The sequence below is a fragment of the Bradyrhizobium sp. 33ap4 genome (genome assembly GCF_032654765.1).
GTDB lineage: Bacteria > Pseudomonadota > Alphaproteobacteria > Rhizobiales > Xanthobacteraceae > Bradyrhizobium > Bradyrhizobium australafricanum.
Window position 1 is genome coordinate 1 of the sequence record NZ_JAUMTJ010000087.1, and the last position, 22,232, is coordinate 22,232.

General features: G+C 64.5%; 25 protein-coding genes. 19 read left to right on the forward strand and 6 right to left on the reverse strand.

What is annotated here, in order from left to right; genetic code table 11:
• Positions 1–241: 241 nt before the first annotated feature.
• The 6 genes from Q2M23_RS39745 (at position 242) to Q2M23_RS39770 (ending at position 4,204) form a co-directional block, all read left to right on the forward strand.
• Positions 242–658, forward strand: a complete 417-nt coding sequence (locus Q2M23_RS39745) for a YciI family protein (protein ID WP_057016223.1) — start codon at positions 242–244, stop codon at positions 656–658.
• A 155-nt stretch (positions 659–813) separates the two neighbouring features.
• The gene (locus tag Q2M23_RS39750) at positions 814–1,239 is read left to right on the forward strand and encodes a YciI family protein (protein WP_028332843.1); all 426 of its coding nucleotides are present in this window, start codon (positions 814–816) and stop codon (positions 1,237–1,239) included.
• A gap of 87 nt (positions 1,240–1,326) precedes the next feature.
• On the forward strand, positions 1,327–1,692 hold the full coding sequence (locus Q2M23_RS39755; protein WP_057016224.1) for a YciI family protein: 366 nt from the start codon (positions 1,327–1,329) through the stop codon (positions 1,690–1,692).
• A 258-nt stretch (positions 1,693–1,950) separates the two neighbouring features.
• Positions 1,951–2,664 (forward strand): TetR/AcrR family transcriptional regulator, encoded by a 714-nt coding sequence (locus Q2M23_RS39760; RefSeq protein WP_316398977.1) that lies wholly within the window; start codon positions 1,951–1,953, stop codon positions 2,662–2,664.
• 130 nt (positions 2,665–2,794) lie between these two features.
• The gene (locus Q2M23_RS39765; protein WP_057016264.1) at positions 2,795–3,286 is read left to right on the forward strand and encodes a DUF2852 domain-containing protein; all 492 of its coding nucleotides are present in this window, start codon (positions 2,795–2,797) and stop codon (positions 3,284–3,286) included.
• Between the two features lie 153 nt (positions 3,287–3,439).
• Positions 3,440–4,204 carry a serine O-acetyltransferase gene (locus Q2M23_RS39770; RefSeq protein WP_316398978.1) on the forward strand — a complete coding sequence of 255 codons (765 nt, stop codon included), beginning with the start codon at positions 3,440–3,442 and terminating at the stop codon, positions 4,202–4,204.
• A gap of 181 nt (positions 4,205–4,385) precedes the next feature.
• Here the strand turns inward: Q2M23_RS39770 and Q2M23_RS39775 are convergent, their stop codons facing one another.
• On the reverse strand, positions 4,386–5,459 hold the full coding sequence (locus Q2M23_RS39775) for a tartrate dehydrogenase (protein WP_316398979.1): 1,074 nt from the start codon (positions 5,457–5,459) through the stop codon (positions 4,386–4,388).
• A 21-nt stretch (positions 5,460–5,480) separates the two neighbouring features.
• Entirely contained in the window at positions 5,481–6,794 is a 1,314-nt protein-coding gene (locus Q2M23_RS39780; RefSeq protein WP_057016227.1) for an MFS transporter, read from the reverse strand.
• Between the two features lie 252 nt (positions 6,795–7,046).
• On the opposite strand from Q2M23_RS39780, the gene Q2M23_RS39785 reads away from it, so the two are divergent.
• The 13 genes from Q2M23_RS39785 (at position 7,047) to Q2M23_RS39845 (ending at position 19,325) form a co-directional block, all read left to right on the forward strand.
• Positions 7,047–7,964: a LysR family transcriptional regulator gene (locus Q2M23_RS39785; RefSeq protein ID WP_316398980.1), complete on the forward strand. Its 918-nt coding sequence runs from the start codon at positions 7,047–7,049 to the stop codon at positions 7,962–7,964.
• A gap of 130 nt (positions 7,965–8,094) precedes the next feature.
• On the forward strand, positions 8,095–9,894 hold the full coding sequence (locus Q2M23_RS39790; protein ID WP_316398981.1) for a hypothetical protein: 1,800 nt from the start codon (positions 8,095–8,097) through the stop codon (positions 9,892–9,894).
• Between the two features lie 24 nt (positions 9,895–9,918).
• Positions 9,919–10,659, forward strand: coding sequence for a class I SAM-dependent methyltransferase (locus Q2M23_RS39795; RefSeq protein WP_057016230.1), 741 nt, complete (start codon positions 9,919–9,921; stop codon positions 10,657–10,659).
• 60 nt (positions 10,660–10,719) lie between these two features.
• A complete protein-coding gene (locus Q2M23_RS39800) occupies positions 10,720–11,049 on the forward strand; it encodes a LysR substrate-binding domain-containing protein (protein ID WP_057016231.1) in 330 nt (109 codons plus the stop codon).
• Between the two features lie 1,291 nt (positions 11,050–12,340).
• The gene (locus Q2M23_RS39805) at positions 12,341–12,532 is read left to right on the forward strand and encodes a hypothetical protein (protein WP_057016232.1); all 192 of its coding nucleotides are present in this window, start codon (positions 12,341–12,343) and stop codon (positions 12,530–12,532) included.
• 5 nt (positions 12,533–12,537) lie between these two features.
• Positions 12,538–13,293 carry a metal ABC transporter ATP-binding protein gene (locus tag Q2M23_RS39810; RefSeq protein WP_028332852.1) on the forward strand — a complete coding sequence of 252 codons (756 nt, stop codon included), beginning with the start codon at positions 12,538–12,540 and terminating at the stop codon, positions 13,291–13,293.
• Positions 13,294–13,298: 5 nt separating this feature from the next.
• Positions 13,299–14,168, forward strand: coding sequence for a metal ABC transporter permease (locus Q2M23_RS39815; protein WP_168857863.1), 870 nt, complete (start codon positions 13,299–13,301; stop codon positions 14,166–14,168).
• A 5-nt stretch (positions 14,169–14,173) separates the two neighbouring features.
• Positions 14,174–15,046: a metal ABC transporter substrate-binding protein gene (locus Q2M23_RS39820; protein WP_229192807.1), complete on the forward strand. Its 873-nt coding sequence runs from the start codon at positions 14,174–14,176 to the stop codon at positions 15,044–15,046.
• Between the two features lie 109 nt (positions 15,047–15,155).
• The gene (locus Q2M23_RS39825; RefSeq protein ID WP_316398982.1) at positions 15,156–16,217 is read left to right on the forward strand and encodes a GTP-binding protein; all 1,062 of its coding nucleotides are present in this window, start codon (positions 15,156–15,158) and stop codon (positions 16,215–16,217) included.
• Positions 16,217–17,236 (forward strand): WD40 repeat domain-containing protein, encoded by a 1,020-nt coding sequence (locus Q2M23_RS39830; protein WP_316398983.1) that lies wholly within the window; start codon positions 16,217–16,219, stop codon positions 17,234–17,236. The genes Q2M23_RS39825 and Q2M23_RS39830 overlap by 1 nt, the downstream gene beginning before the upstream one ends.
• Positions 17,237–17,334: 98 nt before the next feature.
• Positions 17,335–18,051, forward strand: coding sequence for an MgtC/SapB family protein (locus tag Q2M23_RS39835; protein ID WP_038384367.1), 717 nt, complete (start codon positions 17,335–17,337; stop codon positions 18,049–18,051).
• An 81-nt stretch (positions 18,052–18,132) separates the two neighbouring features.
• Positions 18,133–18,465: a hypothetical protein gene (locus tag Q2M23_RS39840; protein ID WP_168857865.1), complete on the forward strand. Its 333-nt coding sequence runs from the start codon at positions 18,133–18,135 to the stop codon at positions 18,463–18,465.
• 119 nt (positions 18,466–18,584) lie between these two features.
• Positions 18,585–19,325 (forward strand): acetoacetate decarboxylase, encoded by a 741-nt coding sequence (locus tag Q2M23_RS39845; RefSeq protein WP_316398984.1) that lies wholly within the window; start codon positions 18,585–18,587, stop codon positions 19,323–19,325.
• Positions 19,326–19,451: 126 nt separating this feature from the next.
• On the opposite strand, the gene Q2M23_RS39850 is transcribed toward Q2M23_RS39845, so the two are convergent.
• The 4 genes from Q2M23_RS39850 to Q2M23_RS39865 form a co-directional block, all read right to left on the reverse strand.
• Positions 19,452–20,894, reverse strand: coding sequence for a homospermidine synthase (locus Q2M23_RS39850; protein ID WP_028341360.1), 1,443 nt, complete (start codon positions 20,892–20,894; stop codon positions 19,452–19,454).
• A gap of 40 nt (positions 20,895–20,934) precedes the next feature.
• Positions 20,935–21,324: a RidA family protein gene (locus Q2M23_RS39855; RefSeq protein WP_028332860.1), complete on the reverse strand. Its 390-nt coding sequence runs from the start codon at positions 21,322–21,324 to the stop codon at positions 20,935–20,937.
• A gap of 92 nt (positions 21,325–21,416) precedes the next feature.
• The gene (locus tag Q2M23_RS39860; RefSeq protein ID WP_229192890.1) at positions 21,417–21,584 is read right to left on the reverse strand and encodes a hypothetical protein; all 168 of its coding nucleotides are present in this window, start codon (positions 21,582–21,584) and stop codon (positions 21,417–21,419) included.
• Between the two features lie 11 nt (positions 21,585–21,595).
• On the reverse strand, positions 21,596–22,213 hold the full coding sequence (locus Q2M23_RS39865; RefSeq protein ID WP_316398985.1) for an N-acetyltransferase: 618 nt from the start codon (positions 22,211–22,213) through the stop codon (positions 21,596–21,598).
• Positions 22,214–22,232: the final 19 nt, after the last annotated feature.

Sequence of the window (22,232 nt, forward strand, 5' to 3'; positions counted from 1 at the left end):
CCCAAGCGGTCTTAGGAAGACAACTATAACACTCAACTCCTTGGCTCACAGAACGACATGGCTACGATCCGACTTAGGACGGCGAACTTGTCAGGCAGGACCGCTGAGGGCTGTGGCGCGCGATGCAATGACCTCCCAAATAATTTCGCTTGGCCTGTCGGCGTGGCAAGCCCCGCGTCGTCCTTGAGACGAGCACCGGAGATACCGGCAAAGCAGCTGAACAAGACAACGGAGCAGGACGATGAAGTTCATGGTGATCGTGAAGGCGAACAGGGACACCGAGGCCGGCGTGATGCCGAGCACCGAGCTGCTCGCGGCGATGGGCAAGTTCAACGAGGAGATGGTCAAGGCCGGCGTGATGCAGGCCGGCGAGGGGCTGCATCCGACCAGCAAGGGTGCCCGCGTCAAATATGCCGGCGGGCAGAGCACGGTGTCGCGCGGCCCGTTCGGCCTGAGCAGCGATCTGGTCGCCGGCTTCTGGCTGATCGAGACCAAGTCGCTCGATGAAGCGATCGACTGGATGAAGCGCGCGCCGTTCGACGGCGGCTCCGAGATCGAAATCCGCCAGGTGTTTGCCGCGGAGGATTTCGGCGAGGCGCTGACGCCCGAGCTGCGCGAGCGGGGAGAGCGCCTGCGTGCGCAGGTGGGCAAGAAATGACACCCGACGTCATTCCGCGATATCGCACCGGCGATGCGCCCGGAATACATGATCATCGTCGCAAGTCGTGGATTCCGGGCCGGCGCCGCGTGGGGCTTCCCGGCATGACGAGGGTGAAGATTGCGAGTTACTCAACAGGCAAGGAAATCCGACCAATGCGTTTCATGATGCTGATGATCCCGCTCGGCTACGAGTCCGCGCCGGCCAAGCTCGAGCTCGACCCCGAACGGGTCGCCGCGATGATGCGGTACAATCAGGCGCTGAAGGACGCCGGCGTGCTGATCACGCTGGAAGGCCTGCATCCGCCGGCCGCCGGCGCGCGCGTCAAGTTCGACACCGGCGTGCCGGTCGTGATCGACGGCCCGTTCACCGAGGCCAAGGAAGTGATCGGCGGCTTCTGGATGATCGAGGTCGCCTCGCGCGCCGAGGCCATCGAATGGGCCAGGAAGTGCCCGGCCACCGCGAACGAGATGATCGAGATCCGCCAGGTGCAGGAGATGGCCGATTTCTCCGAAGAGGTGCAGCAGGCGGCCGCCACCTTCGAGCATCCGCAGGGCGGCTGGGGCAAGGCGCTGCGCTGAACATTCAACGAGAAACGATGCCGCTTCAAAGCGTCACCGTATCACCGAACCATCGTCCACCAACAACGACCACAACGGAGACGCAACATGAGCACCAACACCTTCCTCGCCGTCTATCTCGGCGGCGGTAAAACCGGCTCGCGGATGGCAGCCTGGAACGCGCTGCCCGAGGCCGAACGCCGTGCCAAGGAGCAGCAGGGCATGGCGGCCTGGGGCGCCTGGGTCGAGAAGCATCATGACGTGATCGTCGAGATGGGCGGACCGCTCGGCAAGACCAAGCAGGTCGGGCAGGGCGGCGTCACCGACATCGCCAATCTGATGACCGGTTTCACCGTGGTGCGCGCGCCCTCGCATGAAGCGGCGGCAAAGCTGTTCGAGAACCACCCGCATTTCTCGATCTTCCCGGGCGAGGCCGTGGAGATCATGCCGGTGCTACCGATCCCGGGCCGCTAAGGCGGGAGAATTCACCTCCCCTTGAAAAGGGGGTCGCTTTGCTCGCCAGAGCAAAGCGGGTGGGATCTGCTCTCCCCGCATACAGCGTCGACTGCGGCTGACCCCCTTTCAGGGGGAAGGAGAAGATCGAGCCATGCTTGAGCCGGGCTACTGCCGTCAAGCGCGTGCAGCGAGGCCGCGTCACACCCGTTAATCTTGATGGACGCGTTGCCGCCCCGCTAGTGACCTTTACCGCGGGCTCATGTAAAAGCCGTTCACATGAGCTGGCGCAAGGACCAAGGCCGCGCCGAGCGCGGCTATCATCACGGCAATCTCAAAGAGGCGTTGCTGCAGGCCGCCCTCGACCTGATCTCGAAGAAGGGGCCGGCCGGCTTCACCTTCGCCGATGCCGCGCGGATGGCCGGCGTCAGCCCGGCCGCGCCGTACCGCCACTTCCGCGACCGCGACGAGTTGATCGCCAGCATCGCGCAGCGCGGCTTCGAGCAGTTCGAATCGCTGCTGACGCAGGCCTGGGACGACGGCCGCCCCGATACCGTCACGGCGTTCGAGCGGGTCGGCAAGGCCTATCTCGCCTTCGCCCGCGAGGAGCCGGCGTTCTATTCCGCGATGTTCGAATCCGGCCTGCCGGTCGATTCCAATCCGACCTTGATGGCCGCAAGCGAGGGCGCCTTCGCGATCATCCGCGCCGCTGCCGAACGGCTCGCGGCACTGGCGCCGCCCGGCATGCCGCGTCCGCCGGCGATGATGATGGCGCTGCACATCTGGGCGATGTCGCACGGCGTCGCTTCGCTGTTCGGCCGCGGCGATGCCGCGCGGCGCAAGCTGCCGATGTCGCCGGAGGATCTGCTCGAGGCCGAAGTGCTGATCTACCTGCGCGGCCTCGGCTTCCCGACTGACCGCCGGCCTGGAACCGCGGCCGCCGACGACAAGCCGGCCGGCGAAAGGTCTGGTCCCTGGGGCAAGCCGAAATAAGGTTCAACGGCCAAGCCAAAAATAATCCGAGGGGTGCGTCACCCGCGCTGCTTGACTTTCCCAAGGGATCGGCTACCTATGTAAATGTTATTTACATTCACAACGGCGTGATGCCGTGATGGAGAAGGAAATGGCCTACACCGCTGATGTCAATCGCTGGCGCGGCCCCGTCGAAGAGCCCTACCGTCCCTACTTCTACGCGACGCCGTGGCATCCCCTGAAGATCGCCGGGATCATCCTCGGCTTCATGATCTGGTGGCCGATCGGCCTCGCCCTTCTCTTTTTCACACTCGGGAGCAGAAAGATGGCCTGTTGGAGTCACTACGATCAGGATCGCTGGGCGAACAAGATGGAGCGCATGCAGGACAAGATGGAGCGGATGAAGAGCCGCATGGAGCGCCGCGGCTTCCCGTTCGGCGGCTTCGGTCCGCCCTCCAGCGGCAACCGTGCCTTCGACGAGTACCGCCAGGACACGCTGCGCCGTCTCGAGGAGGAGCAGGTCGAGTTCAAGAACTTCCTCGATCGCCTGCGCCACGCCAAGGACAAGGAAGAGTTCGACGCCTTCATGGCGCAGCACAAGACCCGTCCGACCCCGCCGACTGACCAGCCGCCGCAGAGCTGATCGCGCGAGGCAAGCGCTAGCCTTCAGGCGATGTGCCCCCATAGAACCTGATGGCCCTGAGCCGCCCGTTTGCGATGAGCAAGCGGGCGGTTTGCATTTTGGGATGGTGACGCCCACTCTATCGTTTGGGATCCGGACGATGAGGTGGAGACTATGGCGGGATCAGCGACAGTGACGGCCGGCGAGCTCTGGCTTGCGATCCGGCGCGAGGCGGAGGCGGCGATCGCTGCCGATCCGTTCCTCGAGGCGTCGGCCGCCTTCATTCTCGATCAGGGCGACCTCGGCGGGGCGCTCGCTTTTCTGATCGGCCGGCATATCAGCCGCGCGGAAGAGGATCGCGCACAGTTCGCGCGGACCACCCGCGAAGCCTATGCGGCCGAGCCCGTACTGGTCGATGCCGCGGCCACCGATCTCACGGCCATCGTGCGCCGTGATCCCGCGATCACGGGCTTCCTGCCGCCGCTGCTCAACTTCAAGGGCTTCGTCGCGCTGCAGGCCTGGCGGGTGTCGAACTGGCTGTGGCGCCAGGACCGCCCCGACCTTGCGCTCATGATGCAAGGCGCGACGGCGGACCAATTGCAGATCAGCATTCACCCGTCGGCCCGGATTGGAACGGCGGTTTTCCTCGATCACGGCACCGGCATCATCATCGGCGCGCTGGCCTCGGTCGGCGACGAGGTCACGATTTTGCAGAACGTCACCATCGCGCGGCATCAGGATGATCCGCGCCGCGCGCCGAAGATCGGCCACGGCGTGCTGCTCAGCGCCGGCGCCACGGTGATCGGACATCTCTCGATCGGCGATTTCGCCAGGATCGGCGCCGGCGCGCTGGTGACGACGGATGTGCCCGCCGGCTGCACCGCCATCGGCGTGCCCGCGCGGCTGACCAATTGCGCGGAGGCGGGCACGCTTTCGTGAGGTGAGCACCCCTCTCAGGCATCCTCTTCCCTTGTGGGAGAGGGTGGGGTGAGGGGTGGCGCTAATCCTCATGGAGAGCGGAGCAAGCGGTACCCCTCTCCCCAACCCTCCCCCACAAGGGGGAAAGGAGTCCGACTAGCGCGCTCGCCTCACTGCGTGATGCGACGGGACCGTCGCCGCCTTACACATTCGACCCATGGATCGCGTCAATCACCGCATCGGTGACTTCCTTCGTCGTCGCCTTGCCGCCGACATCGGGCGTCAGTACGCCGGCCGCGCACACCTTCTCGACCGCGGCCATCAGGCGCGCCGCGGCGTCCTTCTCGCCGAGATGCTCCAGCATCTGCGCACCGGTCCAGAACGTCGCGACCGGGTTGGCGATGCCCTTGCCGGTGATGTCGAAGGCCGAGCCGTGGATCGGCTCGAACATCGAGGGATAGCGGCGCTGCGGGTCGATGTTGCCGGTCGGCGCGACGCCGAGGCTGCCGGCCAGCGCGCCGGCGAGGTCGGAGAGGATGTCGGCGTGCAGATTGGTCGCGACGATGGTGTCGAGGCTCTTCGGATTGAGCGTCATCCGCACCGTCATGGCGTCGACCAGCATCTTGTCCCAGGTGAGGTCGGGGAAGTCCTTCGCCACCTCGGCCGCGATCTCGTCCCACATCACCATGCCGTGGCGCTGCGCGTTCGACTTGGTCACCACGGTGAGGAATTTGCGCGGCCGCGACTGCGCGAGCTGGAACGCATAGCGCATGATCCGCGTCACGCCGACCCGGGTGAAGACAGCGACTTCGGTGCCGACCTCTTCCGGCAGGCCCTTGTGCGCGCGGCCGCCCATGCCGGCATATTCGCCTTCGGAATTCTCGCGCACGATCACCCAGTCGAGATCGCCGACGCCGACATTGCGCAGCGGCGAGGCGACGCCGGGCAGGATCTTGGTCGGCCGCACATTGGCGTATTGGTCAAAGCCCTGGCAGATCGGCAGCCGCAGGCCCCACAGCGTGATGTGGTCGGGCACATCGGGTGCGCCGACCGCGCCGAAATAGATCGCGTCGAAGTTCTTCAGCTCCGCGAGCCCGTCGGCCGGCATCATCACGCCGTGCTTCTTGTAATAGTCCGAGCCCCAGTCGAAGGTCTTGACGTTGAAGCTGATGTCGCCGCTGCGCTTCGCCAGAGCCTCCAGCACGCGGACGCCCGCGGAGATCACTTCGGGGCCGATGCCGTCGGCGGGGATGGCGGCGATGGAATGGGTACGCATGGGTTGTCTCCGGATGAGTGGTTAGCGGGTTCGCATGGGATTTGGTTGCGGTTCGGATTGTGCCGGCGCGCTCTGCGCGCGCGACAGCAGCAGCGTGAGCACGGCCGAGAGCACCAGGAGGCCGGCGACGAAATAAAGACCGCCGTCGAAACTGCCGGTGCGTTCCTTGATCCAGCCGATCATCGCCGGCCCGACGAAGCCGCCGAGATTGCCGATCGAGTTGATGGTGGCGATCCCGGCCGCGGCGGCCGAGCCGGACAGGAACATGGTCGGCATGCTCCATAGCGGCGGCTTCGACGAGGAGATGCCGATATTGACCAGGGTCAGCGCCGCGATCACGGCGGCAAGGCCGGTCCACAGCCCGGCGAGCGCAAGTCCCGCCGCGGCCATCAGGCACGCCAGCACGACGTGCCAGGTGCGCTCGCCGGTGCGGTCGGAATGCCGCGCCCACAGCACCATCGCGATCACGGCAACCGTCGCCGGTACCGCGTTGAGGAAGCCGACCTGGATCGACGACAGGCCGAACGCCTTGATGATCTGCGGCGCCCACACCCCAAGTGTGTAGAGCCCGGCCGAGGTGCCGAAATAGACCAGCGCCAGCGCCAGCACCCGCGGGTCGGCGAGGCCGCGCCAGATGCTGTGGCTTGCGGTCGTGGCCTTGCCGTCGTTCTCGGCCTTCATGGTCTTGACCAGCCAGGCGCGCTCGTCGTCGGCCAGCCATCTGGCCTGCTCCGGCCGGTCGGTCAGGAAGCCCAGCACGACGAAGCCGAGCAGCACGGCGGGCACGGCCTCCAGCACGAACAGCCATTGCCAGCCCTTGAAGCCGAGCAGTCCGTCCATCTCCAGCAGCGCACCGGAGAGCGGCGAGCCGAGCACGGTCGACAGCGGCGCCGCCGCCATGAACAGCGCGGTGACGGCGGCGCGCTGCCGCGCCGGGAACCAGTAGGAGAGATAGAGGATGATGCCGGGGAAGAAGCCGGCTTCGGCGGCGCCGAGCAGGAAGCGCAGCACGTAGAAGCTAGTCGCGCCCTGCACCAGCGCCATCGCCGCCGAGACCAGGCCCCAGGTGATCATCACCCGCGCGATCCAGATCCGCGCGCCGATCTTGTGCAGGATGATGTTGGAGGGCACTTCGAACAGGAAGTAGCCCCAGAAGAAGATACCGGCGCCGAAGCCATAGACGGTCGGCGACAGGCCGATGTCCTTGTTCATGGTCAGCGAGGCGAAGCCGATATTGACGCGGTCGATGAACGCCACGAAGTACAGCAGCATGATGAACGGCACGATGCGCAGTGAGATCTTGCGCAATACGCGCGCGCCAAGCTGGCTTTCCATGGGCTTCTTCCCCCGGGTTCGTCTTGTTTGTTGGGACGGCGCCTGTCGCGCGCCATCGGAAAGCCTAGAAGCTCGCGCCCTTCCGCTTCAACCCACGCCGGTTTATACAAAAAAATGATATAATCGGACCCGGTCTCACTTGGCGTCGTGCCCGGCCTTGTGCGGGACATCCACGTCTTGGCGGCAAAGAAAGACGTGGATGGCCGGGACAAGCCCGGCCATGACGAACGCGGGGCATAAGGAAGCGACGTCTTGGAACTGCACCAGCTTCGCTGCTTCGTCGCGGCTGCCGAGGAACTGCATTTCGGCCGCGCGGCGCAGCGCCTGCAGATGATGCCGTCGGCGCTCGGCCGCCACATCAAGCTGCTGGAGGAGGATCTCGGGGTGCGGCTGTTCGCGCGCACCACGCGCGCGGTGTCGCTGACCGAGGACGGCGCTGTGCTGCTGCGCGAGAGCCGCGCGCTGCTCGGCCGCGCTGAGGCGATCGAGAACGGCTTTCGCCGTCGGCTGCGCAAGCCACAGGCGCGCCGCTTCCGGATCGGCGCGATCGACAGCGCGGCGGCCGGCCTGCTGCCGCCGCTGCTGCGCGACCTCCGCGCCGCCCATCCTGATGTTGCCGTGCAACTGCTCGAGGAGAAGACCATCCGCCTGCTGCCGAAGCTGCTGTCTGGTGCGCTCGACCTCGCCTTCGTGCGCCCGCCGGAGCGGCCCGACCGCCGCATCGAATTTGTCCCGCTGTTGCAGGAGACCGCCGTGGTGGCGCTGTCGCACAAGCACGCGCTGGCGCGGCGCAAGCAGATCGTGCTGCCCGACATCGCGGATCAGCCCCTGATCGTGCCGGAACGCCGCTCGCGGCCGCATAGCCACGATCTGACGACAAAACTGTTCGACGAGGCCGGGTTGACGCCGCATATCCAGGAGATCGCCGACGAGAAGCAGACCATCGTCAACATGGTCGCGGCAAGGCTCGGCGTTGCCATCGTGCCGCGCTGGACCGCGCGGATGGCGATCCCCGGCGTCCGCTTTGTGCCGCTCCGCCTGAAGCGCGGCAGCAGCGCCGGCCGCCTGCCGCTCGCCGCCGCCTGGCTGAAAGGCTCCCGCGATCCGGTCCGCGACCAGGTGATCGCGGTGCTTGAGGCAAGGTTGAAGAGTTACGCGCGCGAGGCGTGAACACGTCTCTCTCTCTCTCTTCATTCCGGGGCGTGCGAAGCGCGAGCTCGGAATCCATTCCACCACGCGTTTTGCGGATCGATGGATTCGGGACCTGTGTTGCAAAACGCGGAGCCTCTGTCTTCAACCAATGGAAGGATCATTCGATTTTTCAACCGTGTCGTCGCGAGGCATGGAGCGCGGTAACGCCTGTGCCCATTTCGGCGGCAGAAAGTTCCTCGATCAACTGAAACGCATGGCGCAGAAAGTTCCACCGATCCCGTTCTGTTTCGACCTATGTGAATCGCGACGCAATGCTCGCGAGAACCAAGGCAAGTCTGATGTCACGCTGTTGCATCGATGTTCCGCTTCAACGGATCCGATTGCAGTGCGCCGCCACATAAGCGCCCTTTGTTACTTCTTGAATGCATGTCGAGTAACAACCGAAATCCCGAGCCGCATCATGGCGGCTTTGGACCAAGGGAAAGTGATGATGTGGACAGCCCGACACTGCTCGATCCGTCTGCTTGTTGTGCTTGCGACGGCAGTCTCCTCATTCCCAGCCATGGCTCAGGTGAGCAAGGGCAGTCCTTCCGCCGTGGCACCCGCAGCGCCCGCCGCACCAACTGCGGCACCGGCCTCGTCGAGCAAGGTCTCATTAGGTGCCATTCGGTGGGACAATTGGAGTCTCGACAGTCCCTATGGGCAGGTCCTGGCCGACCCTGGATTGCGCGCGCGCGCTCCGTATTACACAGAGCGTCTGCCGAACGGAAATCTCGGTTTTCCCGGAAACACCGAACGAGCACTGAATGCGGACGTGCATTACGCGAAGTCCGCAGGCTTGGATTATTTCATCTTCGGCTACTACCTGGAGAGTTCGTCCTGGGGACGCGATCCCAGTCGAGCCGTGGCGCTCAATCGGGCGTTGGGAAATTTTCTTCGGCTTCCAGACAAGCTCGGCATCAAATACGCGCTGAATTTCAACCTGTCATTCCCCCCTCGTGATGTGCCGATGGTGAGTGATGCAATCAGCAAAGCGGTAGCCGGGCCGGATTACATGCGGGCGAGCGACGGCTCGGCGCCTGTGTTCTTCCTGCTTGGTACGATGACCCCGTGGATAAAGGGGCTTGGGGGTGAAGAGGGTACAAAGGCGGCCCTGAAGGATATGAGGGATCGGGTCAAGGCCGCGACCGGCCGAGATCTCTACCTGGTTGCCTTGCTCTTCAACCTGTCCGAGACGGAGCCCGTTGCTCACAGGATAGGATTTGATGCGGCGAGTACATATGCGACCGCCCTTGGGTCGAATGGAAAATCCCTGCCGTACGCCAGTTGCGCGGCTCTCGCACAGAAAGCCTGGCAAGCCGAAGCCCAGAATGGTTCTGGAGGCTTCCTACCAACCGTGACGCTTGGCTGGGATTATCGACCGGCTTTGCGCGATCCTCAGGAACTGAAAACTCGCAAGCCGAATCCGGACTGGTGTCAACCTGCCACCGATGAGGAATGGACACGGCAAATCCGTGCTGCAATCAGTCAGGCGGCCAACAATCCGCGCAACGATCGCTTCAAGAGCGTTGTGATCTATGCCTGGAACGAGAGCTCCGAAGGCGGCTGGATTCAGCCGACGCTGTCTGAAGGCGTGCGGCGTCTCAAAGTGATCGCCAACGCGGCGGGCCGACGCCCGACACTTCCGCCGTTCAAGCTGGTGTGGCCGACGCGGATCGATCCGAAGGCGTGTGCCGTCGGTTCGTCATCGATCTCAACTACAACGGCTGGCGCCGGATGCAAATCGGCCAGTGATTCGATGACAACTGCGTGGCCATGTCCGCCAGGCATGCAGATTGCAGGCGAGGAATTGCGCCAAGCACCGTCCGAGGATGGAGAAAAAATACCGCTTATCTGGCAGGAGAGGCTCTGCACGCCACAGGGCAAACAACAGCGATCAGTTAATTGAGTCAATATCGACAGGGGGTTCCCAATGGATGAAGTCTGGAGTGATGAGAATACCTTCGTGATCAACAACATGAAGTTTGGCCTGATCAGGCAGAACTTCAATGATGCCAGGACGACGAAGGATTCCATCGCGATCATCAAGAACCGCGGGATGATTGATCGCTACAAAAGCCTCATTCGCGAGAACGGGGTTACCAATATCCTGGAATTCGGCATCTTCGAAGGTGGTTCGGCTTTGCTTCTTGCCGCGATCGAGGAACGTATCAAGTTCGTCGGGATCGATATCAGACCTGCGAGCCCAGCGGTGCTTGGCCTGATCCGCGACCACGGTCTGACGGACCGCGTCAAATTATACTACAATACGTCGCAAGGCGACACCGCGCGCGTCCAGACCATCATCAGGACGGAATTCCCCGGCCAGCGAATAGATATGATTATCGACGACGCCTCGCATCAATACGAGCTCTCGCGAGCAAGCTTCGAGGCGTCCTTCCATTATCTCAAGAGCGATGGTCTCTATCTGATCGAAGATTGGGCCTGGGCTCATTGGGAGGAGCCCTATCAGACGCAGCAATGGACCGATATGCCCGCCCTCACCAATCTGATCTTCGAGCTCGTCATGCTCTGTGGAAGCCGGCCCGATATCATTTCGGAAATGAGCGTTCAGAAGGCGATAGCCATTTTCCGCAAGGGCGAACAAGAGGTCGGAAACTTCAGCCTGTCAAAGCTCTACCGTCATCGCAACAGGTGGACCCCCGCACTGTGACGACGCGCCCGGCTCTTGCCGGAGAGCACACGAGCTCGATCGCTTCCCCCACAACGCGTTATGCCCGGCCTTGCGCCGGGCATAACGTCTTGGCTGCATAAAAAGCTGTTCGAGGCCGGGCTGACGCCGCTTATCCAGGAGATCGCCGACGAGAAGCAGACCATCGTCAACATGGTCGCAGCAAGGCTCGGCGTCGCCATCGTGCCGCGCTGGACCGCACGGATGGCGATATCAGGCGTCCGCTTTGTGCCGCTCCGCCTGACGCGCGGCAGCAGCGCCGGCCGCCTGCCGCTCGCCGCCGCCTGGCTGAAAGGCTCCCGCGATCCGGTCCGCGACCAGGTGATCGCGGTGCTTGAGGCAAGGTTGAAGAGTTACGCGCGCGAGGCGTGAGGCTGCCTCGTTGCGTGATGCCTCGACGGCCGATGAATGATTTTGGCCGGTTGACCTAGGTCAACACGACCTGCGCTGGCCGGGTGAGCGTGCCCGGCATGGCGAAGCGTCAGGACTGGGTCATGATCGCAGGGTGCGTCGCTACCGCTTTGGCGGTGGTGGCGCTCGTCGCCCTTTTCTCTGCCTGAGCTGTGTCGCCCCCGTAGTGTTACGGGGATGTCCAGCTAGGCCCCGGAGATAACTGGGTAATTCCCAAAGCTCAAACACCGCTGGCACAAACTGCACTGGCTTGCCGAGTTCCGCCCGGCATAGCTTCCCCTTCCAACGTAGGGCGGCGTTATGGGCAACCTACTTTACAGCGTGTTTGTCGTACTGATGGGGCTAAGCCCGGTCATCCTCGTGGCGATTGCCATGTTCATAAATTGAGGGCCGGAGCTGTGTCTTCCGGCGTGCCAACCACCAATCCATTCCGCTGGCGTGCTTAGTTACTAAATCCGCGATGCCTTAACTTGGTGAAAGGTTGACGTAAGCGCGGGCGTGTACGCTCGCGCCCATGAATTGGGACCTGCTGTATTTCCGCCTCTCGCTCGTCTGGATGGCGATCACCGCTGCCATGCTGGTCTATGTGCTGGTCGCATAGGGCTGCCTCTTCGCATAGGGCAGCCTCTCCGTCGCCGAAGGCGTTCCGCCGGTATTTTCCCCACGCCAATCGGTGATTTGCCGACGGACAACTCAGCAAAACGTGTCAAGTCCCCGCACGGAGCCCATGTGTGCGATCGACACCCGGCTTTCCCGCGCCCTCAGTTCAAGAGAGGGCGGATTGAAAAGTCAAAGCTCGGGCAATTCATATCGCGAGAGCGCAGAAGTTTGTCTTACTCGCGGCTCCACACACTCAGTGTCGTCCCGGCGAAAGCCGGGACCCATAACCACAAATGCCGATTGTTACGCACCGTTGGAATAACGGGTCCCGTCAACAACACCCGCCGCGGCGTATGGGTCCCGCCCTGCGCCGGACGACACTGAATTTGAGGCGCGCAGGCGGGCCTCGCAATCTGCACCACGGATTCGCCGTTGTCTCGGCCTTCGCCAGGACGACGCGGAGAGAACTGCGCACGGGTCCGCCGTCGCTCCGGCGCAGGTAGCCAACGGTTCCCATCCAGGCAGGTTTCCGGCAAAGCTGTCGACCGGGACGTCACTCTGCCGGCGCGGCTCAAATCTCCTCGGTTTTGCGGGTCCGCCATGAGTTCCTCCTTTGTAGACTCGCGTTATGTTATAATATAACAGTCGTTCCATGGCGCATACGCACACCCACGAGGACCACCATCACGGCCACGCCCCCCACGGGCACAGCCACGCCCCGCACGCGCATCCGGCGCAGGCCGCGCACTGGTCGATCCTGCGCATGCCCGTGCCGGGCCGACTGCTCGCGGCGCTCGCGGTCAGTGCCTGCCTGTGGGCTGTCGTCTGGCTGGCGATGAGGTGAGACCGGTGGCTGCTCTTGTTACCTTCCGTGACGTCACGCTCGGTTATGACCGCCACCCGGCGGTGCATCATCTCAATGGCGCCGTCGAGGCCGGTGCGCTGCTCGCCGTGATCGGCCCGAACGGCGCCGGCAAGTCGACCCTGCTGCGCGGCATCGCCGGCGTGCTCAAGCCGCTCTCGGGCGTGATCGATCTCGACGGGCTGGATCATCGCGACATCGCCTATCTGCCGCAATCTGCCGACATCGACCGCAGCTTCCCGATCTCGGTGTTCGATTTCGTCGGCACCGGGTTGTGGCGCTCCACCGGCTTCTTCGGCGGCATCGGCAAGGCCGCGCGCGAGAAGATTTTGGCGGCGCTCGCCGCCGTCGGCCTCAACGGATTCGAGAACCGCCCGATCGGCACGCTGTCCGGCGGCCAGACCCAGCGCATGCTGTTCGCGCGCGTGCTGTTGCAGGATGCCCGGCTGATCGTGCTCGACGAGCCGTTCAACGCCATCGACGCCAAGACCACCGCCGACCTGCTGGCGCTGGTGAAGCGGTGGAACGGCGAGGGGCGCACCGTGCTGGCGGCGCTGCATGACCTCGACATGGTGCGCAACAATTTCCCGGAGACGCTGCTGCTGGCGCGCGGCCCGGTCGAATGGGGACCGACCGCCGAGGCGCTGACGGCGGACAATCTGATGGTCGCAATGCGGATGTGCGAGGCGTTCGACGATAGCGCCGCGGCCTGCGCCGCCGATCCACGCTCGCGGGCCGCCTGACGCCGATGCTATCCGACGCGCTGGTCACGCCCTTCACCGAATTCGAGTTCATGCGCCGCGCGCTGGCGGCGGTGATCGCGCTGTCGCTCGGCGGTGCGCCGATCGGCGTGTTCCTGATGCTGCGGCGGATGAGCCTGGTCGGCGACGCCATGGCGCATGCGATACTGCCGGGGGCGGCGATCGGCTTCCTGCTGTCCGGGCTCAACCTGTTCGCGATGACGACCGGCGGCCTGATCGCGGGCTTTGCCGTGGCGCTGCTCGCCGGCCTCGTCGCCCGCACCACCGAATTGAAGGAGGACGCCTCGCTTGCGACCTTCTATCTGGTCTCGCTCGCGCTCGGCGTCACCATCGTGTCCATCAAGGGCACCAATATCGACCTGCTGCACGTGCTGTTCGGCAACATCCTGGCGATGGACGACCAGACGCTGCTGGTGATCGCGTTCAACGCCACCCTCACGCTCCTGGTGCTCGCGGTGATCTATCGCCCGCTGGTGATCGAATGCGTCGATCCAGTGTTTTTGCGCACCGTGAGCCGGGCCGGCGCGCCGGCGCATCTCGCCTTCCTCGCGCTGGTCGTGGTCAACCTCGTCAACGGCTTCCACGCGCTCGGCACGCTGCTCGGAGTCGGACTGATGATCCTGCCCGCGGGCATTGCGCGGTTCTGGTCGCGCGACATCACCACCATGATCTGCATCGCGGTGGTGAGCGCGATGCTGTCGGGCTATGCCGGACTGGTGCTGTCGTACCAGACCCGGATTCCATCCGGCCCCGCGATCATCCTGGTCGCGGCGGGGCTGTATATTGTGTCGCTGCTGTTCGGTAATGTCAGCGGCCTGGTGCGGCAGCTGTTTCCCGGCCGCCATCTCGAGGCGTGAGTACGATGCGGCGATTGTTCGGTTTGATTGGTCTGGCGCTGCTGCTGGCGAGTGGACCGGCGCGCGCCGCCGAACGCATCAATGTCGTCGCGAGCTTCTCGATCCTCGCCGACATGGTGCGCAATGTCGGCGGCAATAATGTCGACGTGACGGCGCTGGTCGGGCCCGACGGCGACGCGCATGTCTACGCGCCGACGCCGGCGGATGCCAGGAAGGTCGCCGACGCCAAGCTCGTGGTGATTAATGGTCTCGGCTTCGAGGGCTGGATGCCGCGGCTGCTGCAGGCCTCGGGCAGCAAGGCACCGGTCGCGGTGGCGACCAAGGGGATCATGCCACGGAAGATGGGCGGCCATGACGATCCGCATGCCTGGCAATCCGTGGCCAATGCGAAGATCTACGTCGTCAATATTCGCGACGGGCTGATCGCCGCGGCCCCCGACCAGACAGCCATCTTCAAGGCCAATGCCGACGCCTATCTGGCCAAGCTCGAGGCGCTCGACCGCGAGGTGCATGAGGCGGTGGCGAAAGTGCCGGAGGCGCGGCGCAAGGTGATCTCGACCCATGGCGCCTTCGGCTATTTCGCTGACGCCTACGGCGTCACGTTCTTCTCGCCGCTCAGCGTGTCCACGGATTCCGAGCCCAGCGCGCGCGATATCGCCGCCATCATCGCCCAGATCAAGGTTGCGAAAATTCCGGCAGTTTTTCTCGAAAATATCAGCGATCCCCGCCTGATCGAGCGGATCGCGGCCGAGACCGGCGCCCGGGTCGGCGGCACCCTGTATTCGGACGGTCTGACGGCCGAAAAGGGCGATGCACCCACTTACATTGATATGGTCAGGCACAATATAAAGGCCCTGACCAGCGCGCTCGCCGAGTAGGGCAGGGGCCTCCCTGCCGGGGTTGAGCGCGGACCAGCATGATCCGGAAAAGTGGGGTCCGGTTTTCCGATAAGATCATGTTCAAACAAAGAGTTCCTTCGGAGTTGTTATGGCTGAAGCTTCGCAAAAAATTCCTGTGACCGTGCTGACGGGCTATCTCGGCGCCGGCAAGACCACGCTGTTGAACCGCATCCTGTCGGAAAACCACGGCAAGAAATACGCCGTCATCGTCAACGAATTCGGCGAGATCGGCATCGACAACGACCTCATCATCGGCGCCGATGAGGAAGTGTTCGAGATGAACAATGGCTGCGTGTGCTGCACGGTGCGCGGCGACCTCGTCCGCATCATGGACGGCCTGATGAAGCGCAAGGGCAAGTTCGACGCCATCATCGTCGAGACCACCGGCCTTGCCGATCCGGCGCCGGTCGCGCAGACCTTCTTCGTCGACGAGGACGTGCAGAAGAACGCCCGGCTCGACGCGGTCGTGACCGTCGCCGATGCCAAATGGCTGAGCGACCGCCTCAAGGACGCGCCGGAAGCCAAGAACCAGATCGCGTTCGCCGACGTCATCGTGCTGAACAAGACCGACCTGGTCTCAAAGCCCGAACTCGCCGAGGTCGAAGCCCGCATCCGCGGCATCAATCCCTATGCCAAGCTGCACCGCACCGAGCGTTGCCAGGTCGGGCTGACCGACGTGCTGGAGCGCGGCGCGTTCGATCTCGACCGCATCCTGGAGATCGAGCCCGATTTCCTCGAGGCCGGCGACGATCACGACCATGATCACGATCACGATCATCATCACCATGACCATGATCACCACCACCATGATCACGACCATGGCCATGGCGGGTTGAAGCATTATCACGACGAGGACATGCAATCGCTGTCGCTGCGTTCCGAGAAGCCGCTCGACCCGACCAAGTTCATGCCCTGGCTGCAGCAGCTCGTCGCCACCGAGGGCCAGAAGATCCTGCGCTCGAAGGGCATCCTCGCTTTCACCGGCGATGACGACCGCTACGTGTTCCAGGGCGTCCACATGATGCTGGAGGGCGACCATCAGCGGAAATGGAAGGACGGCGAGAAGCGCGAGAGCCGCGTCGTGTTCATCGGTCGCGAACTGCCCGAGCAGGCGATCCGCGACGGCTTCGAGCAGTGCATCACCACGTGATGAAAGAGTTCGATCCGGGCGAGGCCCCTTCTTCCATCGTTTCGATCACCGACCGCGTCAAGCCGCTGCCGCTCGGCGCGGCGGTGAGCTCGGTACATTTCCTCGGCGACCGCGCGTTCTTCGTCGGCGCCGAGGAGGGTGTTGCGATCGCGACCGCCGAAGGCGAGATCACACGGACGCAGACGCATTTCGGCGCCATCCTGTGCGCCGCCTCCGACGGCAAGCGGCTCGTCACCGGCGGTGACGACGGCAAGCTGGTCGCGATCGACGCCAAGGGCGAGACCGCTGTCATTGCGACCGACGCCAAGCGGCGCTGGATCGACAATGTCGCCTTGCACAGCGACGGCACGCTAGCATGGTCGGCGGGCAAGACCGCTTTCGTGCGCAATCCCAAGGGCGAGGAGAAAACCTTCGAGGTGCCGTCGACCGTCGGCGGGCTTGCTTTTGCGCCGAAGGGCCTGCGGCTTGCGATCGCGCATTACAACGGCGTGACCTTGTGGTTTCCCAACATGGCGGCCAATCCGGAGTTTCTGGAATGGGCCGGCTCGCATCTCGCCGTCATGTTCAGCCCGGACAACAAATTCCTCGTCACCGCGATGCACGAGCCCGCGATGCATGGCTGGCGGCTCGCCGACAACCGGCATATGCGGATGAGCGGCTATCCCGGCCGGGTGCGCTCGATGTCATGGAGCGTCGGCGGCAAGGGGCTCGCGACCTCGGGCGCCGATACCGTGATCGTCTGGCCGTTCACCAGCAAGGACGGCCCGATGGGCAAGGAGCCGGCGATGCTGGCGCCGATGCCGGCGCGGGTCGCCGTGGTCGCCTGCCATCCGAAGAACGACATCATGGCGGTCGGCTATGCCGACGGCACCGTGCTGATGGTCCGCCTCGAGGACGGCGCCGAGATCCTGGTGCGCCGGAACGCCGGCACGGCGGTGTCGGCGCTCGGATGGAATGCCAAGGGCACGCTGCTCGCCTTCGGCACGGAAGATGGTGACGCGGGCATCGCGGAAATGTAAGAGATCGCGGCAGACGAAGCGTTTTCGAGCGAAGTGACTACCGGTTCGCATGAAGAAAACGCGTCAAAAGACGAAACTCGCGCCGGGGCCGCAGCGTCATGCGATTTCTCACCACGTTCCAACTCGCCGACTTCATCGACACGCTGGTCAGCCTGACCACGGCCTTTGTATTCGGCACCCTGATCGGCGCCGAGCGGCAGTACCGACAGCGCACCGCGGGTCTGCGCACCAATGTGCTGGTCGCGGTCGGCGCTGCCGCCTTCGTCGACCTCGCGATGCATCTGGCCGGCGCCGACGGCGCGGTGCGGGTGATCGCCTATGTGGTGTCGGGAATCGGCTTCCTCGGCGCCGGCGTCATCATGAAGCAGGGCATGGATGTGCGCGGCCTCAACACCGCGGCCACGCTGTGGGCCTCGGCCGCGGTCGGCTCCTGCGCCGGTGCCGACCTCGTGGCGCAGGCGGCGGCGCTGACCGTGTTCGTGATCGCCGGCAACACGCTGCTGCGTCCGCTGGTCAACGCCATCAACCGCATCCCGCTGAACGAGAAGGCCTCGGAGGCGACCTACTACTTCAAGCTCGCGGTTACCCCGGAAGCGCTGCCAGACATGCGCGATCGCCTGGTCGAGAAGCTGGAGGCAGCGAACTACCCGGTTGCCGATGTCGACGTGGTCGAGGCCGGCGACGACTTCCTCGAGATCGTGGCGACGCTGGTCTCGACCGCGGTCGAGCCCAACGAGCTGAATGCCGTGGTGGTCGACCTGCAGCATCAGCCCGGCGTGCGGCACGCGACCTGGGAAGTCAGCACCACGGATTGAGCCGAGGTTCCCGCAGGCACCGCTTCGGAACCATGCCGTGGCGGGATCGTTGACCCCGTGGACAAGGCGCAGGTGAACGAGATGGCTGTGGATCGGACCAGGTTGCGAATCGACATGCTGATCGCCTCGACGCTGGTGGCAGCGGGCGTTGCGATCGCGGTGCTTTCGCTGCACGCGATCTATGCCGCTCCGCCGCAGGAGATCGCGCAGGCGACCCAGCCGCTGCAACCGACGCCGACGCCCGAGCCGCAGCAGACGGCGCCGCCGGCCGAGTCGAAGCCGGGCGGCGAGCGGCCGACCACGCCGGCGCCGCAGCCCGCGCGTCCCGACGATGAGGCACGGAAGGCCGGCGCCAAGCCGGTGCTGCCGCCCGCGCCCGCGGAGAAGACCGCGCCGCCGATCGAGAAAAAGTAAGCGCGCCGCGGCCCGCATTGTGACGCGGATTTGACGGACGCTGCCGATTATACGGTCTCGCCTCCGCCACCGGCACACTCCATAATCTGTCGTCTCGCCAACGACAGATGGGGCCTGCCATGAAGATCGAGGACGTCCGGCGCACCGCCTATTCGATGCCGCTTACCAACCCGTCGTTTCCGCCGGGGCCCTACCGGTTCTTCGACCGCGAATATTTCATCATCACCTACAAGACCGACCCGGAAGCGCTCGCCGCCGTGGTGCCGGAGCCGCTCGAGGTCGCCGAGCCGGTAGTGAAGTACGAGTTCATCCGCATGCCGGACTCGACTGGTTTCGGCGACTACACCGAGACCGGGCAGGTGATCCCGGTTCGCTTCAGGGGCGAGGAGGGCGCCTACACCCACGCGATGTATCTCGACGATGAAGGCCCGATCGCCGGCGGCCGCGAGTTGTGGGGATTTCCGAAGAAGCTGGCAAAGCCCAGGATCGAGGTCGAGAGCGACGTGCTGGTCGGCTCGCTGCATTACGGCTCGGTGCTCTGCGCCTCCGCCACCATGGGCTACAAGCATCGCAAGGTCGACCACGACACCGTCTTGAAGTCGATGACGGCGCCGAACTTCATTCTGAAGATCATCCCGCATGTCGACGGCAGCCCGCGGATCTGCGAGCTGGTGCGGTTTTATCTGGAAGACATCACGCTGAAGGAGGCCTGGACCGGCCCCGCCGCGCTCGGCCTGTTTCCGCACGCGCTATGCGATGTCGCCCGCCTGCCGGTGCGCGAGGTGGTCTCGGCGCTGCATTTCAAGGCAGACCTGACCCTCGGCCTCGGCTCGGTCGCGTTCGACTACATGGCGAGATGACGAAGTCATTCCGGGGCATCGCGTCGGCGATGGACCATGGTGCGCACTCGCGCACCTGCGAATCTCGCGCCACGATTTCGAGATCCCGGGTCTGCGCGCCTAAGCGCGCATCCCGGGATGACCCTGTCAGCGCACCAGAATATTCTTGAACTGCCAGGGATCGCTGGTGTCGATATCTTCCGGAAACAGTCCCGGACGATCCGTCAGCGGGGTCCAGTCGGTGTAGAAACCCTTCACGGGGCCGAGATAGGGTAGCTGGATTTCCAGCAGACGATCGAAGTCCATCTCGTCGGCCTCGACGATGCCTTCGTTCGGGTTTTCCAGCGCCCACACCATGCCGCCGAGCACGGCGGAGGTCACTTGCAGGCCGGTGGCGTTCTGATAGGGCGCGAGCTTGCGGGTCTCCTCGATGGAGAGCTGCGAGCCGTACCAGTAGGCATTGTTGTCATGGCCGAACAGCAGCACGCCGAGCTCGTCGATGCCGTCGACGATCTCGTTCTCGTCGAGGATGTGATGCTTTTCCTGCATCTTCGCTGCGCGGCCGAACATTTCATGCAGCGACAGCACGGCGTCGTCGGCCGGGTGATAGGCATAGTGGCAGGTCGGCCGATAGATCGCCGTGCCCGATGCGTCACGCACCGTGAAGTAATCGGCGATCGAGATCGACTCGTTGTGGGTGACGAGGAAGCCATACTGCGCGCCGCGGGTCGGGCACCAGGTGCGTACGCGCGTGTTGGCGCCGGGCTGCATCAGATAGATGGCGGCGCCGCAGCCGGCTTCGTGGGTATGCGCATTCTCGGGCATCCATTTCTCATGGGTGCCCCAGCCGAGTTCGGACGGCTGCACGCCTTCCGACAGGAAACCTTCCACCGACCAGGTGTTGACGAAGACGTCAGGCTCTTTCGGCGACTTGGAGCGCTGGGTGTCGCGTTCGGCGATGTGGATGCCCTTCACGCCGGCCTGCCGCATCAAGTCCGCCCATTCGGCCTTGGTCTTCGGCTTCGGGGCATTGAGCTTCAGATCGGCGGCGACGTTGAGCAGCGCCTGCTTGACGAAGAACGAGACCATGCCGGGATTGGCGCCACAGCAGGAGACGGCCGTCGTCGAGCCCGCGGGGCGCGCCTTCTTGGCGGCCAGCGTCACTTCGCGAAGGGCGTAGTTGGAGCGCGCTTCCGGGCCCTTCGAGGAATCGAAATAGAAGCCGAGCCAGGGCTCGTTGACGGTGTCGATGTAGAGAGCGCCGAGTTCGTTGCACAGCTCCATGATGTCGGTCGAGCCGGTATCGACCGACAGATTGACGCAAAAGCCCTGGCCGCCGCCTTCAGTGAGCAGCGGGCTCAGCAGGTCGCGATAATTGTCCTTGGTCACGGCCTTCTGGATGAATTTGACGTTGTGCTTCTCGCAATGCGCCTTGCGGCCCTCGTCCTTGGGGTCGATCACGGTGACGCGCGACTTGTCGTAATCGAGATGCCGCTCGATCAAAGGCAGCGTGCCTTTGCCGATCGAGCCGAAGCCGATCATAACAATGGGACCTGTGATCTTCGCGTAGATCTGCGAGGCGGGGCTCATCATTTTCTCCAGGAGAGTGCCTAGCGGCGGATAGGGTGGATCAGGGGTTGCGACGCTTCGCGGTGACTTCGATCTCGACCTTCATCTCGGGCTTGTAGAGCCCCGCGACGATCAGCATCGTTGCGGCCGGGCGGATGTCGCCGAGGACCTCGCCGCAGACCGCGAAATGGGCATCCACGTCACGGGCGTCGGTGAGGTAGTAGGTCGCGCGGACGATGTCGGCCATCGCAAAGCCTCCCTCCTTGAGGGCGGCCTCGATGGTCTTGAAGCAGTTCCGTGACTGGCTCGTGACATCTGATGGCATGGTCATCGTGGCGTAGTCATAGCCGGTGGTTCCCGCGACGAAGGCGAAGTCGCCGTCGATCACGGCACGGCTGTAGCCGGCGGTCTTCTCAAAGGGCGAGCCGGTGGAAATCAGGCGGCGGGACATATTGGACCTCGACTGAAAATGGCTTTGCGCGGGGTTTACGGGCATTTTTGGCGCCCGCGCAACCCCTTGGTTCAGGCCTGGCGCGGGCGGCGTTAGCGGGACTGCTGCGTGGCGTCCGGCGGCGATGGCGGCGTGCCGGTCCAGCGCCGGACCAGGATATCCCTGACGATCATCACCGAGATCAGGATCAGCATGACTGTGGTGACGAGGCCGCGCCAACGCGGGCGCGCGCCATCGGTGATGGGAAGGTGCTCCGACATGGCGGCCCGCCTTACGCCGCGTGCGGCACGGCGAGCGGTGCCTTCCGGGTCCGGGATCGCGTCCGCGATGCCTTGGCCTCGGGCAGCGGCGCGCCGGTCGGCGTGATCGTGCCCCAGGCGCCATCCAACGCGCCTGCGACAAGCTCGACGCCGAGCAGCCGCTCGCGCTCGAACGAGCCCGGCAGCGACAGCTCGCCGGTCTTGGCCGCCGTGAAGCCGAAGCGGGCGTAGTAGGGCGCATCGCCAAGCAGGATCACGGCGCCGTGGCCGCGCGCCTTGGCCACCGCCAGCGCACGCCGCATCAGCGCGGCGCCGACGCCGAGGCCGCGGCAGTCGTCATCGACTGCCAGCGGCCCCAGCATCAGCGCGCTGCGGCCCCCCGCGCTGACGTGCCACAACCGCACGGTTCCAACCAGCCGGCCGTCCTGGCGCACGGCCGCAAGGCTCAGGCCTTCGGCGGGCGCGCGTCCGTCGCGCAGGCGCTGGCAGGTGCGCGTATGGCGATTACAGCCAAAGCAGGCATCCAGCAGCGCTTCGCGTGCGACGACGTCCGAGCCACGCTCCGCACGGATCGCGAACGGGGCGGCATCTCGGATGAGGGCAACGGGGGTGTTCCGTTTTGCAGTCATGGCACGTCAGTCCCCGCTT

Coding starts and splice junctions, on each gene's coding strand:
- Q2M23_RS39745 (WP_057016223.1), top strand. CDS start 242: ATGAAGTTCATGGTGATCGTGAAGGCGAACAGGGACACCGAGGCCGGC.
- Q2M23_RS39750 (WP_028332843.1), top strand. CDS start 814: ATGCGTTTCATGATGCTGATGATCCCGCTCGGCTACGAGTCCGCGCCG.
- Q2M23_RS39755 (WP_057016224.1), top strand. CDS start 1,327: ATGAGCACCAACACCTTCCTCGCCGTCTATCTCGGCGGCGGTAAAACC.
- Q2M23_RS39760 (WP_316398977.1), top strand. CDS start 1,951: ATGAGCTGGCGCAAGGACCAAGGCCGCGCCGAGCGCGGCTATCATCAC.
- Q2M23_RS39765 (WP_057016264.1), top strand. CDS start 2,795: ATGGCCTACACCGCTGATGTCAATCGCTGGCGCGGCCCCGTCGAAGAG.
- Q2M23_RS39770 (WP_316398978.1), top strand. CDS start 3,440: ATGGCGGGATCAGCGACAGTGACGGCCGGCGAGCTCTGGCTTGCGATC.
- Q2M23_RS39775 (WP_316398979.1), bottom strand. CDS start 5,459: ATGCGTACCCATTCCATCGCCGCCATCCCCGCCGACGGCATCGGCCCC.
- Q2M23_RS39780 (WP_057016227.1), bottom strand. CDS start 6,794: ATGGAAAGCCAGCTTGGCGCGCGCGTATTGCGCAAGATCTCACTGCGC.
- Q2M23_RS39790 (WP_316398981.1), top strand. CDS start 8,095: ATGGAAGGATCATTCGATTTTTCAACCGTGTCGTCGCGAGGCATGGAG.
- Q2M23_RS39795 (WP_057016230.1), top strand. CDS start 9,919: ATGGATGAAGTCTGGAGTGATGAGAATACCTTCGTGATCAACAACATG.
- Q2M23_RS39800 (WP_057016231.1), top strand. CDS start 10,720: ATGCCCGGCCTTGCGCCGGGCATAACGTCTTGGCTGCATAAAAAGCTG.
- Q2M23_RS39805 (WP_057016232.1), top strand. CDS start 12,341: ATGGCGCATACGCACACCCACGAGGACCACCATCACGGCCACGCCCCC.
- Q2M23_RS39815 (WP_168857863.1), top strand. CDS start 13,299: ATGCTATCCGACGCGCTGGTCACGCCCTTCACCGAATTCGAGTTCATG.
- Q2M23_RS39820 (WP_229192807.1), top strand. CDS start 14,174: ATGCGGCGATTGTTCGGTTTGATTGGTCTGGCGCTGCTGCTGGCGAGT.
- Q2M23_RS39825 (WP_316398982.1), top strand. CDS start 15,156: ATGGCTGAAGCTTCGCAAAAAATTCCTGTGACCGTGCTGACGGGCTAT.
- Q2M23_RS39830 (WP_316398983.1), top strand. CDS start 16,217: ATGAAAGAGTTCGATCCGGGCGAGGCCCCTTCTTCCATCGTTTCGATC.
- Q2M23_RS39835 (WP_038384367.1), top strand. CDS start 17,335: ATGCGATTTCTCACCACGTTCCAACTCGCCGACTTCATCGACACGCTG.
- Q2M23_RS39840 (WP_168857865.1), top strand. CDS start 18,133: ATGGCTGTGGATCGGACCAGGTTGCGAATCGACATGCTGATCGCCTCG.
- Q2M23_RS39845 (WP_316398984.1), top strand. CDS start 18,585: ATGAAGATCGAGGACGTCCGGCGCACCGCCTATTCGATGCCGCTTACC.
- Q2M23_RS39850 (WP_028341360.1), bottom strand. CDS start 20,894: ATGAGCCCCGCCTCGCAGATCTACGCGAAGATCACAGGTCCCATTGTT.
- Q2M23_RS39855 (WP_028332860.1), bottom strand. CDS start 21,324: ATGTCCCGCCGCCTGATTTCCACCGGCTCGCCCTTTGAGAAGACCGCC.
- Q2M23_RS39860 (WP_229192890.1), bottom strand. CDS start 21,584: ATGTCGGAGCACCTTCCCATCACCGATGGCGCGCGCCCGCGTTGGCGC.
- Q2M23_RS39865 (WP_316398985.1), bottom strand. CDS start 22,213: ATGACTGCAAAACGGAACACCCCCGTTGCCCTCATCCGAGATGCCGCC.